Origin of the sequence: Corallococcus sp. AB030, from assembly GCF_003668965.1 — a bacterium.
GTDB classification, from domain to species: Bacteria; Myxococcota; Myxococcia; order Myxococcales; family Myxococcaceae; genus Corallococcus; species Corallococcus exiguus.
Window position 1 is genome coordinate 1 of the sequence record NZ_RAWQ01000197.1, and the last position, 20,112, is coordinate 20,112.

At 70.4% G+C, this 20,112-nt stretch carries 2 protein-coding genes and 1 pseudogene; 2 read left to right on the top strand and 1 reads right to left on the bottom strand.

Translation table 11 applies throughout. From position 1 onward, the window contains the following. Positions 1–18,077 precede the first annotated feature (18,077 nt). Positions 18,078–18,551 carry a GNAT family N-acetyltransferase gene (locus D7Y15_RS34300; protein ID WP_121755218.1) on the top strand — a complete coding sequence of 158 codons (474 nt, stop codon included), beginning with the start codon at positions 18,078–18,080 and terminating at the stop codon, positions 18,549–18,551. A gap of 4 nt (positions 18,552–18,555) precedes the next feature. Here the strand turns inward: D7Y15_RS34300 and D7Y15_RS34305 are convergent, their stop codons facing one another. Beyond that, positions 18,556–19,572, bottom strand: coding sequence for an oxidoreductase (locus D7Y15_RS34305; protein WP_233605199.1), 1,017 nt, complete (start codon positions 19,570–19,572; stop codon positions 18,556–18,558). A 412-nt stretch (positions 19,573–19,984) separates the two neighbouring features. Here D7Y15_RS34305 and D7Y15_RS34310 point away from each other — a divergent pair. After that, positions 19,985–20,112: pseudogene (locus D7Y15_RS34310) on the top strand (GntR family transcriptional regulator); the annotation flags it as partial.

Genomic DNA, 20,112 nt, shown 5'->3' on the forward strand with positions numbered 1-20,112 from the left:
TATGCGATCGTCGGCAGCGTCAGATGTGTATAATAGACAGGGTCCGCCCGTCCTGCCCGCACGGCTGCGCGAACATGCGCTGCGGCAGCCAGACGCAGTCGCCGTGGAGCAGGCCGGGCGGGGGAACGGGCCATGCGCGGCGTTCGGCGTCGGTGGCCAGCGGCAGGCGGGAGAGGGGCTCCTCGGGCCGGGCCAGTGCCGCCCCGAGCAACACCTGGAGATGCTCCAGCATCCGCCGGGCGGTGGAGGCGTCGAACAACTCCGTCGCGTACTCCACCGCGCCGTGAATGCGGCCGGGTTCCTCGGTGAGGATGAGCGTCAGGTCCGACAGCGTGGCGCCCCACTGCACGGGCGTGCCCGGCACTTCGATGAAGGTGCCTCGTGCCCCGACGGCCGCCAGCGCGTCGCCGCCCATCTCCAGATTGGAGTGGTAGACGAACACCGTGTCCGTCATGCGCTCCCGGCCGATGTCGCGCCCGGGGACGAGCTGTTCGACGAGCATCTCGAAGGGCACGTCCGGCCGCGACTGCACGTCGGTGACCTCGCGTCGCACGCGGTGCAGGAGCTCGCGGAAGCTCGGGTCATCCCCCACGTGGGTGCGGAACGCGGCCGAGTGCGCCACGTAGCCGATGAGCGGCAGCAGCTCCGGCCTCGTGCGGTTGCCGATGGGCGTGCCGACGATGAGGTCCGCCTGCCCGGTGTAGCGGTGCAGGAGCGCGTTCCAGGCGGCGAGCACCGTCATGTACGACGTGAAGCCCTCGCTGCGTCCGAAGGCGACGAGCGCCTCGGCGAGCTCTGGCGGGAAGTCCAGCACCATGCGCTCGGAGGTGAGCGGGCAGCTCGCGGGCCGGGGCCGGTCCGTGGGGATGCCGAGCTGCCTGGGCATGCCTGCCAGACGCTGACGCCACCACTGCTCCTGTTCGGGGAAGCGCTCCTCCGCGAGTGACTGCCGCTGCCACGCGCCGAAGTCCGCGTACTGCACGGGCAGGGGCGCCAGCGGGGACGGCCGGCCCTGGAGGAAGGCGGCATAGAGCTGGCCCACTTCCTGGAGGAAGAGGGACGTGGAGAGCGTGTCGCAGACGATGTGATGGATGGCGCAGACCAGCAGGTGCAGGTCCGCGCGCAGGCGCACGAGCGTGGTGCGCAGCACGGGGCCTCGCTCCAGATCGAAGGGGCGCGCGGCGTCCTCGCGGGCGATGCGGAGCGCGGCCTCCTCACGTTCTCCGGGCGTGCCGTCCACCTGCACGATGGGCAGCGGGATGCGCACGTGGGAATGGAAGCGCTGAACGGGTCGGCCATCCACGGCGTCGTAGGTGGTGCGCAGGGCTTCGTGGCGCTGGACGACCTCCTGGATGGCCCGCTCCAGGATGGCTGCGTTGGCGGGGCCTTCCAGGCGCAGGACGAAGGGAATCGTGTACGCGGACAGGCCGGGGAGGTGCTGCTCCAGGCGCCAGACGCGCTCCTGCACGAAGGACAGGGGCAGTGGCTCCATCCGGGAACGGGGCACTAGCGGCAGTTCGCGCGTGGGCTCCCGGGCGGGGGCCTGTTGGAGCAGTGGTTCGATGCGGGATGCGAGCCCCGCGACGGTGGGTGCTTCGAAGAGGGCCGCCAGCGGTACCTGGACGTGGAAGGTGTCGCGGAGCTGATTGAGCAGCTGTGCGGCCATCAGCGAGTTGCCGCCCAGCTCCAGGAAGTTGTCGTCGCGTCCGACGAAGTCGATGCCCAGGCGCTGACGCCACAGCGTGGCGATGCGGACCTCCACGTCACCGCGAGGCGCGTCCTCACGGCCTCCTGGAACTGGGAGGGCAGGGTGCTCCTCGGGCGGAGGTGCCACTGGTGCGCTCTTGCTGGTGGGCACAGCAGAGGACGGACCTGGCATGTCGATGCGAGCGCGCGAAGCCGGAGACGACGCGAGCGTGTCGGTGAAGGAAGTCACCTGTGCCTGCGCTGGTGCGCCCATCGCGGGCTTGTCGGTCAGGCCTGCCGTCGCGTGATCACGGAAGACCGGAGCGGAGACCTGAGGGAGGTCGCTGGCCGGGTCCATGCGAGGCGCGGACACGGTCACCATGGGCGCAGGCGCAACGTTCTGTCCCGCGGCTCCCATCTCGCTGGCCGCACCGTCCTGGCCGCGAGGCGCCACCCAGCAGCGCTTGCGCAGGAACCTGTACGTCGGCAGGTGCACGCGGCGGCGCTGCTCGTGGGCGTAGAACGCGGTCCAGTCCACCTCCAGCCCCTGCACCCACAGCTCGCCCACGCACTGGAGCAACCCCGACTGCTCCGTCGTCGCACCACCCCGGCGCAGCGACGCGAGCGCCTTCACGCGCTCCCGGTCCTCGCCCAGGCATGCGCGGATCAGCGGGGTGAGGTCCTGGCCGGGCCCCACCTCCAGCAGCACGCTGCACCCTTCCTCCAGCAGGGTCCCCACCGCGTCGGTGAAGCGCACGGGCTGCCGCATCTGCGTGGCCCAGTACTCCGGCGCGGACAGCTCGCCCGGACGCGATATCGCCCCCGTGAGACTGGAGACGTACCGCACGGAAGGCTCGTTCCGCAGGAGCGCACCCACCGCGCGCGCCAGCTCCGCCATCAACGGCTCCACGTCCGCCGAGTGGAAGGCATGCCCCGACGGCATGCGCACCGCGCCCGCCTTGCGCTGCTGCAACACCGCCTGGAATCGCTCCACCTCGTCCACGGGGCCGGAGACCACACACCGGTCCGGCGCGTTGATTGCCGCGAGCGTCAACCGTCCGGACAGCAGCGGCTGGACCTCCGCCGCCGGCAGTGCCACGCCGAGCATCGCGCCCGGTGGCAACCGGTGCATCAGCTCCCCTCGGACCACGGCCAGCCGCAGCGCATCCGGCAGCGAGAGCGCGCCCGCGACACACGCTGCGGCGTACTCACCGAAGCTATGTCCCAGCACGGCATGAGGAACGATGCCCCACGCCTGCCACAGCCGAGCCAGCGCGACCTGCACCGTGAACAGGGCCGGCAGTGCGACCCGGGTGTCGGAGAGCATCGCGGACGCCTCCGCTTCCTGGCCCGGTCCCGGACGCAGCAGCGTTTCCACCCGCGAACGCAGCGGCGCATCCAGCAGCGCCAGGCACGCATCCACCTGCGCGCGGAACGCGGGCACGGATGCATCCAGCTCCCGGCCCATGCCCACCTGCTGCGAGCCCTGTCCGGAGAAGACGAACGCCACCCGCTTGCGGCGCGCGCCCTCCACGTCCTTCAAGCGCGTGGGCGTGGCCGTCTTGCGAAGCTGCTTCGCCAGGTCCGCCGCATCCCGCGCGACCACGGCTCTCCGGTACTCGAAGGCCCGGCGTCCCATTGCCTGCGTGTACGCGGCGTCAGCGAACGCCCCTTCATCCCCAGCGACCTCCACGGAGAACCGGGCCGACAACGCCTCCAGCGACTCAGGAGAGCGCGCCGACAACACGCGCAACGCCAGTTGCTTCGCCGCCGCCTCCAAGGCCTCCGGCGAACGCGCGGACAGGACCTGATCCGCCAGCTTCAACGACGCGGCCTCCAGCGCCTCCGGAGACCGGTCCGCCAGCACGTGCGACGCCAGCGCCAGCGCTCCTGCCTCCAGGGACTCCGGTGAACGCGCCGACAGCACGAACAGCTGGTGCGAGCGCGTCGTGGGCCCGCTCCGGACGACGGGCGCCTCCTCCAGCACGGCGTGCGCATTCGTTCCGCCCACGCCAAACGAGCTCACCGCCGCGCGCCGTGGCGCCATCCCCCGAGGCCAGGGCCGCAGGCGCGTGTTGACGAAGAACGGTCCCGCGTCGAAGTCGATCCTCGGGTTCGGAGACTCGAAGTGGAGGCTGGGGGGAATCTCCTCCTCGCGCAGCGACAGCGCGACCTTGATGAGCCCCGCGAGCCCCGCCACCGTGTCCAGGTGGCCCACGTTCGTCTTGAGCGACGCCAGCGGGATGGTGCCCCGGTGCTCGGGCCCCAGGCCGTAGGCGCGCTGGAGCGCCGCGACCTCGATGGGGTCGCCCAGCGGGGTCGCCGTCCCGTGCGCCTCCACGTAGCCGATGTCCGTCGCCGACACGCCCGAACGGCGCAGCGCCTGCGTGATGACGGTCGCCTGGCCCTGCACGCTGGGCGCCGTGAAGCCGGACTTGTCGCGCCCGTCGTTGTTGACGGCGGTGGCTCGGATGACGGCGTGGATGGGGTCGCCGTCGCGGACCGCGTCCTCCAGCCGCTTGAGCACCACGGCCGCCACGCCGCTGCCGGAGACGGTGCCCTTGCCCTTCGCATCGAAGGCGCGGCAGTGGCCGTCCGGGGAGTAGATCATCCCCTCCTGGTGCACGTAGCCGGTGCGCTGCGGCACCGACAGCCGCGTCGCGCCCGCGAGCGCCACGTCCGACAGGCCTGACAACAGGTTCTGACACGCGACGTGCACCGCCACGAGCCCCGTGGAGCACGCCGTGTACACGAGCATGCTCTCGCCAGTGAGCCCCAGCTTGTAGGACACCTTCGTCGGCAGGCTCTGGTAGGTCGCCGTGCCGTACAGCTCGAAGAACGCCGCCGAGTCCAACGGCAGGTGCCGCTGCACCTCGTTCGCGTAGCCGGATTCGTTCGCGCCCGCGAAGAGGGAGACGATGCCCGGGAATCGCGCGGGGTCGATGCCCGCGTCCTCCATCGCCGCCCACGCGCACTGGAGGAACATCCGCTGCTGCGGGTCGGTCCACTGCGCCTCGCGCAGGGACATGTCGAAGAACGCGGGATCGAACTGGTCGATGTCCGCGAGCACACCCTGCGCGGGCACGAACCCCGGATGCTGCGTCAGCGACACGCCCGGAGGCAGGCCGGGCATCGGCTCCAGTTCCTCGGGAGTGAAACGGGAGATGGACTCCACGCCTTCACGCAGGTTGCGCCAGAACTCCTCCACCGACTCAGCGCCTGGGAAGCGCCCGGACATGCCGATGATGGCGATGGCGTTCGACGGCAACGTTGGCGTCGTCTCCGGCTCGGCTGTGGGCACGGACTGGACAGGCATGGAGGGTTCAGCCGGTGTCGCGGGAGGAGTGGCCACTGGGGCAGGCACGGGACGCGCGGGCAGTCCTTCGCGCTCCAGTCGCCGGGCCAATCCGTGGACCGTGGGGTGTTCGAACAACCAGACCACGGGCACGTCGCGCTGGAGCGCCTCGTGCAACCGGCTGGCGACGCGGACCACGGTGAGCGACGTGCCACCCAGGTCCTCGAAGAAGTGGTCGTGGACGCCAACGCTCCGGGCGCCCAGCTCCCGCGCCCAGATGGTGGCGAGCTGTTCCTCCAGCGGATCCGCGGGCTCAACGAAGCGCCCCTTGCGAGCACTCGCCGCGACGTCCGGCGCGGGCAGGGCCTGGCGGTCCAGCTTTCCGGTGGCGGTGAGGGGCAGCACGGGCAGGGGGACGAACGCGGCCGGGACCATGTACTCGGGCAGCCGCTGCCGCAGGTGTTCGCGCAGGGCCTGCACGTCCAGCGCGCTGGCCACCACGTAGGCCACGAGCCGCTTGTCGCCAGGGACGTCCTCGCGCACGAGCACGGCCGCGTCGGTGAGGGCGGGCCAGTCCCGGAGGGCGGCTTCGACCTCGGACAGTTCGATGCGGTAGCCGCGCACCTTCACCTGGGTGTCGATGCGGCCCAGGAACTCCAGGCTCCCGTCCGCGCGCCAGCGCACCCGGTCTCCCGTGCGGTACACGCGCTCTCCGGGTGTGGTGGCGAAGGGGTGGGGGATGAAGCGCTCGGCGGTGAGGTCCGGGCGGGAGAGGTAGCCTCGCGCGAGTCCGTCCCCGCCGATGAGCAGCTCACCCGGAACGCCCACGGGCACCGGCCGCAGCGAGCCGTCCACCACGAACGTCCGCGTGTTCGGCAGCGGAGGCCCGATGGGGATCGCCTCGGCCGGGACGTCGTCGGGCCGCTCCATGCGGAGGCAGCAGGTGAAGACGGTGGCCTCGGTGGGGCCGTAGCCGTTGACCACCGGGAGGCCCAGCGTCTCCACCACGCGGCGCGTGTGCGTGGGGGACAGGACGTCCCCGCCCACGAAGAGCTGCCGCAGTCCGCGCAGCACCTCCTGCTTCACGTCCACCACCTGCGCGAACAATCCCGCGGACAGGTAGAGCGACGTGACACCGTGACGTCGGATGATCTGGCCCAGCAGCTCCAGGTCCGTGGGTGGCTGCGGCGGGAAGACCACGAGCCTTCCGCCGGACAACAGCGGGCCCCACAGCTCCAACGTCGACGCGTCGAAGGACAGCGGAGCCATCAGCAGGAAAGTCTCGTCCGGAGTGAAGCGGGCCCAGGGGGCACCGTGGAGGAGCCGCAGCACGCCCCGGTGCTCCACGGCGACGCCCTTGGGGCGGCCGGTGCTTCCGGAGGTGAAGTCCACATACGCGAGGTTCCGCGAGGAGAGCGCCACGTCCGGAGCCGTGGTGGGCTGTTCTTCAAGGCGCGTCTCCTCCACGAAGACGCACGGCACATCCTCCGCGACCGGCAGCGACGCTCGCAGCGCGCGGGTGGTGACGAGCAGTCGGGGCGGCGCGTCCTCCAGCATGAGGGCCAGGCGCCGCGCGGGATACGCGGCATCCAGGGGGACATAGGCCCCGCCCGCCTTGAGGATGGCCAGGAGCGTGACGACGAGCTCCACGGAGCGCTCCAGGCACACCGCCACCAGCGCATCCGGCCCCACGCCCTGCGAGCGCAGCACCCAGGCCAGCGCATTCGCCCGAGCATCGAGCCGCGAGTACGTCAGCCGCGCGTCACCCGATTCCAACGCGATGGCCTCCGGACGCTGCGCGACCTGGAGCGCGAAGCGTTCCACGAGGTTCGACTCACGCGGGTAGTCCACACCTGTGTCGTTCCACGCCGTGAGCACCCGCTGGCGCTCCTCGGGGGTGAGCCATTCCACCTGGGCCAGGGGGACGTCTGGAGCGGCGACGACGGCGTCCAGCAACGTGCGCAGGTGTCCGGCCAGCCGTTCCACGGTCGAACGCTCGAAGAGGTCCGTGCTGTATTCGATGACGCCGCGCAGGCCGTCCGGAGCCTCGTGCAGCAACAGGCCCAGGTCGAAGCGGGCCGTGGCGTTGTCCACCGGCACGGGCCGCAGCGTGAGCCCCGGTGCCTTCAACTCGCCGGTGGGTGCGTTCTGGAGCGCGAACACCGCTTGCACCAGCGGGTTGCGGCTCAGGTCGCGAGCCACGTGCAGCTCCTCCACCAGCTTCTCGAACGGCAGGTCCTGGTGCTCGAAGGCGGCGAGCGCCGTGGCCCGGACCTGGGTGAGCAGCGTCCGGAACGAGTCCCCCGGACGCACGCGCCCGCGCAGCACCAGCGTGTTCACGAAGAAGCCGACCAGCCCCTCCAGCTCCGAGCGGTCGCGGCCCGCGATGGGCGAACCCACCAGCAGCTCCTCCTGCCGCGAGTACCGCGACAGCAGCACCTGCCACACCGCGAGCAGCGCCATGTAGGGCGTCGCGCCTTCCGAGCGGCTCAACGCCACCAACCGCTCCACGCCCGCCGCGGGAAGGTGGACGGGAAGCAGCGCCCCCTTCGTGGACTGGAGCGGCGGCCGCGCCTTGTCCGTGGGCAGCTCCAGCACCTGGGGCGCACCGGCGAGGTGCTGCTTCCACCACGACACGTCCCGCGCGAGCACGTCACCCTGGAGCCAGGAGCGCTGCCACACGGCGAAGTCCGCGGGCTGCACCGGCAGCGCCGGCAACACGGGTGTCCGGCTTGAAGCGAAGGCCTCGTAGGCGCCGGCCACCTCGCGGACGAGCACGCCCAGTGACCAGCCGTCGGAGATGATGTGGTGCATGCACAGGAGCAACAGGTGCTCCCGAGCATCCAGGCGGAGCAGCCGCGTGCGCAGGACCGGTCCCCGTCCCAGGTCGAAGGGAAGGGCGGCCTCTTCCACGGAGCGCCGCTGGGCCTCGGCCTCGCGGGACTCGCGGGACATGGGGCTCAGGTCGGTGACCGGCAACTCCCATGCACCCGCCGGGTGCACGTGCTGGACGGGCTGGCCTTCCTTCATCGCGAACGTGGTGCGCAGCGCTTCATGCCGGGAGACGACGAGCTCCAGGGCGCGGCGCAACGCTTCCACGTCCAGCACGCCGTCCAGCCGCAGCGCGGTGGCGATGGTGTAGTGGCTGCCGCCCGGGCGAAGCTGCTCCACCACCCACAGCCGCTGCTGTGCGTAGGACACCGGCAGGTCCCGGTCCCTCGACGTGGCGACGAGGGCCGGGATGCGTGGTCCCTCGACACGCGAGAGGAGCCAGGCCTCCACACGCTCCGTGAGCCGGGCGACGGTGGGTGCATCGAAGAGGGCGCGCAGCGGCAGCTCCACTCCGAAGGTCGAACGCAGCCGGGAGACGAGCTGTGTGGCCAGCAGCGAATGGCCCCCGATGACGAAGAAGTCATCGTGCAGCCCCACTGACTTCAGGCGGAGCAGCTCCTGGAACAGCGTGGCGATGCGCTGTTGGAAGAGCGTCATCCGCTCCGGAGCCACGGGCCCGCCAGCGACCGAGCGCGCATCCGGAACGGGCAGCGCCTTGCGGTCCACCTTGCCCACGGGAGTGAGCGGCAGTGCGTCCAACGACACGAACGCGGAGGGCACCAGCGGCGCGGGCAGTCGTTCGGAGACGAAGGCGCGCAAGGCCGTTGCCTCCACCGGAGCGCCGGGCACGAACCACGCCACGAGGCGATCCTCGATGACTCCCGCCACCGCTGCCTTCACCGAGGGGTGCTGCCGGAGGATGGCCTCCACCTCGCTCAGTTCGATGCGGAAGCCGCGCAGCTTCACCTGGAAGTCGGTGCGGCCCAGGAAGTCCAGCGTCCCGTCCGCGAGCCAGCGCACCCGGTCGCCCGTGCGGTACAGCCGAGCACCGGGCACGCCACCCCATGGTGAAGGCACGAAGCGCTCCGCGGTCAGCTCGGGGCGCCCCAGGTAGCCCCGGGCCAGGCCGTCGCCGCCCAGGTACAGCTCGCCCGGAACGCCCACGGGCACGGGCTGCCCGTGCGCATCCAGCACGTACGTCTGGACGCGCGTCATCGGCCGGCCGATGGGCACCGACGTCGCGTGCTCCGGCAGGTCCACGATGTCGTGCGTGGTGACGCCCACGGTCGTCTCCGTGGGGCCATACAGATTCACCAGCCGGCCCGGAGGACCCGCGTGAAGCACCGCGCGAGCCGCATCCGCGTTCGCGGCCTCACCGGCGTACAGGACCGTGCGCATCGTGGCGAAGGCATTGGGGACTTCGCGCGCCACCGTGTGGAACAGGGCCGTGGCGAACAGGGCCGTGGTGGCGTCCACCTCGCGCAGCGTGCGAGCCAGCTCCGCCGGAGCCAGCGTCACCTCACGCGGCAGGATGACGAGCCGCGCGCCATTGAGCAGCGCGCCCCAGACCTCGAAGGTGGCCAGGTCGAAAGAAGGCGTGCCCGCCTGCACGATGCAGTCGTCCGGCCCGAGTTGGACGAAGTTCGTGTCCCGCACCAGGTGCACGATGGATTGGTGCGTGATGCCCACGCCCTTGGGCGTGCCCGTGGAGCCAGACGTGTAGAGCACGTAGGCCAGTTGCCCCGGCCGCACCGTGACGTCCGAGGAAGCGGGCGCAGGTTTCTGGCCGGATTCCTCCGTGTCCGGCTCCAGGCACACCGTGGGCAGGGAGTGTTCCGGAAGGGCGCCCAGCAGGTCCCGCTGGCCCACCACCGCGGAGATGCCCGCGTCCTCGAACATGAACGCGAGGCGGGAGCGCGGATAGGCGGGGTCCATGGGCACGTAGCAACCGCCCGCCTCCAGGATGCCGAGCATCCCCACCACCAGCTCCAGCCCCCGCTCCACGCACAGCGCGACCCGTGCCTCTGGAGGGAGTCCGAAGGCGCGCAGGCGCAGGGCCAGCCGCCGCGCACGTTCCGCCAGCGCCGCGTAGGTGAGCACCTGGCCTTCGTGCTGGACCGCGACGGCCTCCGGTGCACGGAGCACCTGTGCCGCGAACAGCTCCGGCACGGTGTAGGGCGCGAGCGGACGCTGCGTGGCGTTCCAGTCCACGAGCACGCGCTGGCGTTCCTCGCCGTCGAGCAGCGAATGCTCTCGCACGGGCGCAGCGGGGCGGGCCGTGAGCGCGCCGAGCAGCGCCTGGAAGTGCGCCATCATCCGGGCGACGGTGGCGGGGGCGAAGAGGTCGGTGCTGAAGTTCAGGTCGCCGCTGAACGCGCCGTTCCGTTCCTGGAGGCTGAAGTCCAGGTCGAACTTCGCGGTGGTGATCTCCCCGCCACGCAGCTCCAGACGGAGGCCGGGAAGGTCCAGCGCGTCCACGGGCGCGTTCTGGAACGTGAACGCCACCTGGAACAGCGGAGACCGGCTCAGGTCCCGAGCCCCCTGCATGCCCTCCACCAGCTTCTCGAAGGGCAGGTCCTGGTGAGCGTACGCCGCGAGCGTCGTCGCCTTCACCTGGGCCAGCAGCGTCCGGAACGAGGCCCGCGGATCGATGCGAGCACGCAACACCAGCGTGTTCACGAAGAAGCCGATGAGGCCCTCCGTCTCCGCGCGGTTGCGGTTGGCGATGGCGGAGCCCACGAGCACGTCGTCCTGGCCCGTGTAGCGAGACAACAGCAACTGGAAGCCCGCGAGCAGCACCATGAACGGTGTGGCGCCCTCCCGGGCCGCCAGCGCCTTCACCGCGCCCGAAACGTCTGGGGACAGCGCCACGGGAAGTGAAGCTCCCCGGAACGACTGTGCGACGGGGCGAGGCCGGTCGGTGGGCAGCTCCAGCGCGGTGGGCGCGCCGTCGAGTTCCCGTCGCCACCACTCCAGCTCCGCCTGGAGCACGTCTCCCTGGAGCCACGAGCGTTGCCAGAGGGCGAAGTCCGCGTACTGGAGCGGCAGGGGAGACAGCGCCGGGGACTGACCGGAAGCGAAGGCCCGGTACAGCGAGCCCAGCTCGCGAGCGAAGACCCCGATGGACCAACCGTCGGAGACGATGTGGTGCAGCGTGAGCAGCAACCAGTGACGTCGTGAATCCAGCCGCAGCAACACGGCGCGCACGAGAGGCCCGATGCCCAGGTCGAAGGGCCGCGCGGCCTCGGAGGCTGCGTGACGGTGCGCCTCGGCTTCACGGTGGTCCTCGGGGGGGGACTCCAGCGAGACGATGGACAGCGTCAGCGTCGCTTCGGGATTGAGGCGCTGGACCGGCGAGTCCCCATCGGACATGAACGTGGTGCGCAGGACTTCATGTCTGCGCACCAGGGCCTGGAGGGACCGCTCCAGCGCCGAGGCATCCAGCGCGCCATCGAGGATCAGGATGCCGGGCACGTTGTAGAAGGCGCTGCCGGGCTGGAGTTGATCCAGGAACCACAGTCGCTGCTGCGCGTAGGACAGCGGCACGGGACCCGTGCGCGGCCGGGCCACGAGCGGCGGCGTCCCCGGTCGGGAGTCCTCCCGCGAGCGCAGGGCCACCACACGGACCGCGAGCGTCTCCACCGTGGGCGCCGCGAAGAGGTCGCCCAGGGGCAGCTCCACGCCCAGTGTCGTGCGCACGCGCGACACCACCTGCGTGGCCAGCAGGGAGTGGCCACCCAGGTCGAAGAAGTCATCGTGGATGCCCACGCGAGGAACGTGCAGCACCTCCGCGAAAAGGGCGGCGAGCTGTTGCTCCACCGCGTCGCGAGGCGCGACGTACGTGTCCGCCGAAGCCACGGGGGCCTCGGGAGCGGGAAGTGCGGAGCGGTCCAGCTTGCTGTTGGCGTTGAGGGGCAGGGCGTCCAGCACCACGAAGACGCTGGGGATCAGGTAGTCGGGAAGTCGCTGCTGAAGCTCCGAGCGTAGGACCCTGCCGTCCAGAGATTCACCAACGACGTAGGCCACCAGTCGCTTGTCTCCGGCGGCGTCTTCGCGCACCACGACCACGGCTTCGTGAACGCCCGGCAGTCCGCGCAGGGCCGCTTCGACCTCACCCGGTTCGATGCGGAAGCCGCGCAGCTTCACCTGGAAGTCGGTGCGGCCCAGGAAGTCCAACGTGCCGTCCGCGCGCCAGCGCGTCCTGTCGCCGGTGCGGTAGAGCCGTGACCCCGGTGTCGTGCTGAACGGATGGGGCACGAAGCGTTCGGCGGTGAGGGCGGGCTGGTGGAGGTAGCCCCACGCCAGTCCCTCGCCGCCGACGTACAGCTCTCCCGGCATGCCAGGAGGGACCGGCCGCATCGCCGGATCCAGAACGTAGGCGGTGGAGTGGGGCAGCGGTCGCCCGATGGGAACGGCGGTCTCCACGGTGTCGCCTGCCTGCATCAAGTGCGTGGCGGAGAAGGTGGTGTTCTCGGTGGGTCCGTAGCCGTTGAGCAACACCGAGCCCGGACGCATCCGCGCCAGGTGTTCCCGCACGCGAGAGGCCGGGAGCACATCGCCGCCCGCAAGCACCTGCGCCACGGAAGCGAGGGCCTCCGGATGATGCACGGCCATCTGTTCAAAGAGGGCGGCCGTGAGCCACAGCGTGGTGACACCGTGCCCTGTCAGCACCTCTGCGATACGCGCGAGTGACAGCTCTCCCGGCGGCGCGAGCACGAGCCGGGCCCCATGAAGCAACGCGCCCCAGATTTCGAGCGTCGACGCATCGAACGCGGCCGGCGCAAGTTGGAGGAAGACCTCGTCCTGGCCGAAGCGAATGAAGTCGCTGTCCACCACCAGCCGCAACACGGCGCGATGCGGGACACAGACACCCTTGGGCGTCCCGGTGGAGCCCGAGGTGAAGAGGACATAGGCCAGCCGGTCGCCTGTCGCGCGCGGCTCCGGCAGCGCATCGTCCGGACGCGAAGCCAGCCGGGATGCATCCGCATCCAGCAGCACCAGCGGCGTCATCAGCGACGGCAGTTCATCCGCGAGCGCCTCCCGCGTGATGACCATCGCAGCCCCGGACTGTTCAAGCAGAAGGGACCAGCGCTCGGGTGGAGCATTCAGGTCGATGGGGACATAGGCCGCGCCGGTCTTGAGCACTGCCAGCAGAGAGACGATGAGGTCTGGCGAGCGCGGCAACAGCACGGCCACGCGGCTGCCCTCGGAGATGCCAGAAGCGCGAAGGTGGTGCGCGAGCTGGTTCGCCCGCGCATCGAGCCGTGCGTAGGTCATGCTTCCGGACTCGGATAGCAGCGCCACTGCGTCTGGCGCCCGAGCGACCTGTTCCTCGAAGCGGGCAGTGATGGAATGCGCGGAGAAGTCCCCGACAGCGGAGACGCCGCTCCAGTCCTCCAGCACCTGACGCCGTGCTTGCGTGGGCATCAGTGGCAGCTGCGCCACCGGGACCTCCAGTTGTCCGGGAAGCGCTTCCAGCAACGAGGCGTAGCCCTGCAACAACGCCTGGAGGAAGGCCGGGTCGAAGAGGTCGGTGTTGTAATGGAGGCTGCCGGTGATGCCGTCCGGCGACTCCTCCAGGATGAGGCTGAAGTCGTACTTCGACGGAGTGAAGGGAGGAGGCAGCTCGCGCAGCGTGAGGTCCGGCAGCCGCCACTCCGCGGTGGGTGCGTTCTGGAGGGTGAGGGTGACCTGGAAGAACGGCGTATGGCTCGGGTCGCGTGCGGGCTGGAGTTCTTCCACCAGCTTCTCGAATGGGACGTCCTGGTGTTCGAAGGCGCCGAGCGTCGTGGCGCGCACCTGGGCGAGCAGCGTCCGGAACGAAGCGCGTGGATCGATGCGCGCACGCAGCACCAGCGTGTTGACGAAGAATCCGATCAGTCCCTCTGACTCCGAACGGGTGCGGCCCGCGACCGGGGCGCCCACGCTGACGTCGTCCTGTCCGGCATACCGGGACAGCAACAGGTGGTACGCGGCCAGCAGCACCATGAAGGGGGTGGCCCCCGCCTGTCTCGCCACGGAATGCACGCCGTCCGTCAGCTTCCGGGACAGCCGCACCGCGAGTTGGTCCCCCGAGAACGTCTGCGCCGCCGGGCGCGGCCGGTCCGTGGGAAGCATCAAGAGCGGAGGTGCATCCGCGAGCTGCTCCCGCCACCACGCAAGCTGCGAGGTGAGCACCTCTCCCTGAAGCCAGGAGCGCTGCCACGCGGCGAAGTCGGCGTACTGGATGGGAAGTGGCGGAAGCGAAGGACGCTGGCCGGAAGCGAAGGCCCGATAGAGGGCAACCAACTCGCGCACGAGCACCCCCGTGGACCAGCCGTCCGAAGCGATGTGGTGCGTGAGCACGAGCAGCACATGCCGCGTCTCTTCCATCCGCACGAGCACCGCGCGGAAGATCGGGCCCCGCGCCAGGTCGAAGGGCCGCTGCGCCTGCGCGGCGACGAAGTCCCGCAGCCGGGCATCACGTGTGCCCGGAGGCGGCAGGTCCTCCAGGTCCACGAACTCGAACGGGCATGACGACGGGGGCGCGATGCACTGGACCGGCCCGTGGGCCCCGGAGGCGAACGTGGTGCGCAGCACCTCATGGCGTTCGATCAGCGCATCCAGGGCCTGCCGCAGCGCTGGAACATGGAGCGCGCCTTCGAGCAGCACGGTCCCGGGCAGGTTGTATGCAACGCCACCGGGTTGAAGCTGCTCCAGGAACCACAGGCGCTGCTGCGCGAAGGACAGCGCGAGCTCGCCCTCCCTGCTCACAGGGCGCAAGGGAGGCGCCTGGAGGCCCTCGCTCCGGCCTCGTGCCTCCTCCAGCGCCGAAGCCAGGGCCGCGAGCGTGGGCGCCTTGAAGACCGCACGCAGGGGCAGTTCCACCTGCAACGCCGCCCGGATGCGCGAGAGGAGCTGTGTGGCGAGCAGCGAATGTCCCCCCAGCGCGAAGAAGTCATCGTGCACGCCCACGCGCTCCACGCGCAGCAGATCCGCCCAGAGCGAAGCCAGCTGCTCCTCCGTGGGATTGCGCGGCGCGACGTACTCCTGAACCACCCCCGAGGCCATGTCCGGCACGGGCAGCGCCCTGCGGTCGACCTTTCCGCTGGACGTCAGGGGCAGGGCCTCCAGCGAGACGAAGGCACCGGGCACCATGTACTCAGGGAGCCTCTCCGAGAGGAGCGCTCGAAGGGCCTCCGTCCCCGCCACGTCCGTCCCTCCGACGAGATACGCCACCAACCGCGTGTCGCTCGCCGTGACGCCCGGGAGCGCCACGACGACGGCCTGTCGCACGGCGGGGTGCTGCTCCAGCGCGGCCTCGATTTCGCCCAGTTCAATGCGCAGCCCGCGCACCTTCACCTGGAAGTCGGTTCGGCCCAGGTACTCGATGGCGCCATCGGGCAGCCACCGGGCAAGGTCCCCCGTGCGGTACAGCCGGGCCCCGGGCGTGTCGCTGTACGCGTCCGGGATGAAGCGCTCCGCGGTCAGGTCCGGGCGGCCCAGATACCCGCGGCCCACCTGCACACCCCCGATGAACAGCTCTCCGGGAACACCCAGGGGCACCGGCCGCAGCGATGCGTCCAGCAGCCGGATCACCGTATTCGCCACCGGATACCCGATGGGCACGGAGCGCCCCAGCGCGCCGCGGACACACTCGTACGCGGTGACATCCACCGCGGCCTCGGTGGGGCCATAGAGGTTGTGCAGCCGCGCGCGAGGCAGCCGCGCCAGGCACCGTTCAGCCAGCTCCAGCGGCAGTGCTTCACCGCTGCACACCACCTGGCGCAGCGACGCGCACTGCTGCAGGCCGGGTGCTTCCAGGAACGCCTGGAGCATGGACGGCACGAAGTGCGTGACGGTGATGTGCTCCCGCGCGATGAGGTCCGCCAGATAGTCCGGCTCCTGGTGTCCTCCGGGCCGAGCCACCACCAACCGCGCGCCCGTCATCAGCGGCAGGAAGAACTCCCACACGGACACGTCGAAGCTGAACGGCGTCTTCTGCAACACCGCGTCGCCCGGTGACAGCGGCAGCGCCCCCTGCATCCACAGGAGCCGGTTGACGACGCCCGCGTGCGCGTTCATCGCGCCCTTCGGCCGCCCAGTGCTGCCAGAGGTGAAGATGACGTACGCCAGCGCGTCCTCGGAGGCCACCGGAGGCGGCGCGCCGGACGGATGCCGATTTACCTCCGCCCACTGGGAGTCCAGGCGGAGCACCGGCACGGAGTCCCCAGCGGGCAGCCGCGCCACCAGCCGTTCCTGGATGAGCACCACGGCGGGCCGGGCGTCCTCGAACATCCACGCGAGCCGCTGCGCTGGCAGGGCCGGATCCAGCGGAACGTACGCCCCTCCTGCCTTCAACGTCGCGAGCAGCGCCACCACCAGCTCCAGCGACCGCTCCAGCATCAGCCCGACGCGAACCTCCGGCCCCACGCCCATGGACCGCAGGTGCCACGCGAGCTGGTTGGCCCGGGCATCCAGCTGCGCATGGGTGAGCGCCGTCTCTTCAAACGTGACGGCCACCGCGTCCGGAGTGCGAGCCACCTGCGCTTCCACCAGTTGCTGCAGCAGCACCCCGCGAGGAAACGCTTCCCGGGGCCCGTTCCACGCATGAAGCACGCGCTGCCGCTCGGTCTCATCCAGGAGGGACAGCTCCGACAGGCGCGCATCCGGCCACGCGACTGCGTTCTCCAGCAGGACGCGCAGGTGTCTCATCAGCCGCACCATCGTGAGCTCATCGAAGAGGGCGGTGCGGTACTCGGCGGTGAGGCGCAGGTCGTCCGCCTGTTCGAAGGCGAAGAGGGTGAGGTCGAACTGCGCGAAGCCGCTGTCCACCACCTGCGCGTCCAGCGACAGCCCGGGCAGGCGCACGGTCGGAAGGGGCGTGTTCTGCAGGACGAACATCACCTGGAAGAACGGCGGTACGTCCAGGTGACGCGGAGGCTGGAGCACCTCCACCAGCTTCTCGAAGGGCACGTCCTGGTGCGCGAAGGCCTCCACCGACGTTGCCTGCACGCGGCCCATGAGCGAGCGGAACGATGGATCCCCCGTGAGCGATGTTCGCAGCGCGAGCGTGTTGACGAACAACCCGACCAGCGGCTCCAGCTCCGCGCGCGAGCGTCCGGCGACAGGCGTTCCGACCGTGAGGTCGTCCTGCCCGGAGTAGCGCATGAGCAACGCCTTGAAGCCCGCGAGCAACACCGTGAAGAGGGTGGTGCCCTCCTGCGCCGCCAGGGTCGAGAGCCGCTGGACCAGCGCGGTGGGAAGCATCGAGGACACGGTCGCGCCCCGGCTGTCCGCCTGTCCTGAGCGAGGCCGATCCGTGGGCAGCGACAGGACTGCCCGTGCATCCAGCCGCGAGCGCCACACGTCGATCGACGCCTCCAGCGCCTCCCCCGTCAATGCCTCCCGCTGCCACACGGAGAAGTCCGCGTACTGCAATGCCAGCGCGGGCAGCACCGGCGTCCCGCCCGAAGCCAGGGCCTCGTAGATGAGGGCCAGTTCGTGCACGAGCAGGCCCATGGACCAGCCGTCGGACACGGTGTGGTGCAGCGCGAGCAGCAACAGGTGCTCGGTGGGGGAGACAGCGAAGAGCACGGCGCGCAGTAGGGGACCCTGCTCCAGGTCGAACGGCGCGCGAGCCTCTTCGTGCAATCTTCGCCAGGCCTCCGCGGCATCCGCCACTGGCACCACGGGCAGGGGCACGTCGAGTTCGGGCGTGATGCGCTGCCATGGCCGTCCGTCCTGTTCCACGAAGGTGGTGCGCAGCACCGCGTGGCGGCTCACCACTTCGTTCAGGCTTCCCGCCAGCGAGGGCACATCGAGCAGTCCCTCCAGGCGTACCGAAAAGAGCAGGTTCAATCCGGTCTGTCCGGGCGCCAGCCGCTCCTGGAACCACATGCGCTCCTGGCCGAACGACGCCGGCACCCGCGACGTGGGGCGGCGCTTCTCGCGCAGCAGTTCCGCCAGCCGCGCGCGCTTCTGCTCAGGGGTGGAAGCCATGGGCCAGAGACTCCTTGGGAGGGGGGCTTGCGAACGCTCGGGAAGGAGATGTGACGGGTTCCCGGACTCGCGAGCGCGCGGGATAGTAGACAGGCACTCCGACACGGCCGCAGCGATTTGGTCGAGAGGGCCTGGCTGTCAGCCCGCTCGGGAGCGAGGCCACGCAGGCGCTGGAGACCGAGCGGGAATTCCGCTCCACGCCCGGTCTCTGGTGACATGTTTCAGCGGTGTTTCACCGTGGTGGTGAAACGCCCGCGCCTGCCGTTTCCACTAGACTTCGGGAATGCCCGAGCCCTTCCGGATCCGCGAAGCCGTGCCTGCCGACGCCGAGCGGATCACCCAGGTGCTGCGCGACGCCTTCGAGGAATACCGCGGCCGCCTGGATCCGCCCTCCAGCGCGCACGACAAGACGGAGGCCGTGGTGCGGCGCGAGTTGTCGGACGGCGGCGGTTTCGTCGCGGAGGCGGACGGCATCTTCTTCGGCTGCGTGTTCTTCCACCCGAAGGTAGACCACGTGTACCTGGACCGGCTCGCGGTGCTGCCATCACACCGGGGCCAGGGCATGTCGCTGCGCCTCATGGACGCAGTGGAGTCCCGAGCGCGCGCGTTGGGCCAGACGCGCGTGCGGCTGTCGGTGCGGCTCGCGCTCACGTCGCACCATGCGTGGTACGCGCGCCAGGGCTACGTCTTCCATTCCCATGGAACGCACGCGGGCTACGCGTCGCCCACGTTCCTGGTGTTGGAGAAGACGCTCTGATTCTTCAGTCGCGAGGAGGCAGCGGAATGCGGCGGCCTTCGAGGTCGCTCTGGATCGCGGCCTGGATGACACGCACTGTCTCGCTCGCGCTCAGCGCCGTCACGGGCACGGGTGCGCCGTGGAGGATGGCGGCGCCGAGCTGCTGGTAGAACTGGCCATACGCACCAGGGACAGTGGCGACGGTTTCCCCCGAGGCCAGCAACCGGCCGTGGCGCTCCGCGGGTTCGCGGCCAAAGTCCGGATGGCCGGGACGCAGGCCCGCTTCGAGCTGTCCCTCCTGGGGATCCAGCGCATGCTTCACGTACGCATCCCGGTCGCCCTGCAACACGAAGCGGGGCCACGGCGCGTGCACCACGGAACCGGAGTGCAGCAGTACGCGCAGCGAGCCGTAACGCAGCACCAGGTGGAACCAATCCGTGCCCTTCGCGCCCGGACGTTGCCGGCCCAGGTCCGCGGCCACCGACTCTGGCAGGCCGAAGAGCTGCACTGCCTGGTCAACGAGGTGCGAGCCCAGGTCCCAAAGCGTCCCGCCGCCGGGCACGTCCTGCTCCTTCCAGCGATCCTTCACCTGGGGCCGGAAGCGGTCGAAGTGGCTCTCCATGCTATAGAGCGTCCCCAGCCGTCCCTGCTCCAGCAACTGGCGCACGGTGAGGAAGTCGCCGTCCCAGCGCCGGTTGTGGAACACGGTGAGGCAAAGCCCGCGCTCCTTCGCGAGCGCGTCCAGCCGCATCGCCTCGTCCGCGTCCAGAGCGAAGGGCTTCTCCACCACCACATGCTTGCCCGAGCGAAGCGCCTGTCCCGCGAGCGACGCATGCAAGTCATTGGGCGTGCACACGACGATCACGTCCAGGTCTGGATCCGCCAGCAGCGACTCCACGGTGCCGGTGCGGACACCTGGCCAGTCGCGGGCCACGGCGTCAGCGCGGCTGGACGCCACGGCAGCCAGGGTGAACGCGGGCTCCGCGGCGATGAGGGGGCCATGGAAGCGCGAGCCGGACAGGCCATAGCCAAGGAGGCCCACCCGCAACGGGGAGCCAGGGACGCGAGCGGAGGTCATGGACCGCGAGGGTAGCGGGAAGTGGTCACCATGCGGACAGACGTAAGTGCCTGGCCCTGCCGCCTTCTCGACACCGGAGCACGCAGCAGGGCCCAAGAAGAGCGTCGCCCCATGCCGCAACCCGAAGTGGTGAGCAAGAACGAGCGGCGTTTCGGCGCGCAGATGCGGGCCGCGATGTCTTGGGGGGCGGACACCAGGCCAGGGGCAGAGGCGCCCGCCCGGGCCCGGTTGCCTCAAAACCTGTCCGACTGTCGGACAGGTTTTCGCCCCATGCGGCCCGGGGGCGCGCTGGCCCGCAATCGACGCGGACCGTTGGGCTCGCGCATCCATGTCAGACCCCTGTGGTTGGATGGCGATGCTGGGACGAGGAAGGAGAGTGGGGATGGAACGGCGAGGACTCGTGGCCTATGTGGAGGCGCAAATCGAGCGCGATATCGCGCTGGGGCGGCTGCACCCGAGCGGACAATTCGGCTCCGAAGCGAAGCTGGCGCGCCGCTATGAGGT

What these genes read in the sequence shown, in the direction of transcription:
- D7Y15_RS34300 (WP_121755218.1), top strand. Translation starts at nt 18,078, where the DNA reads ATGCCCGAGCCCTTCCGGATCCGCGAAGCCGTGCCTGCCGACGCCGAG.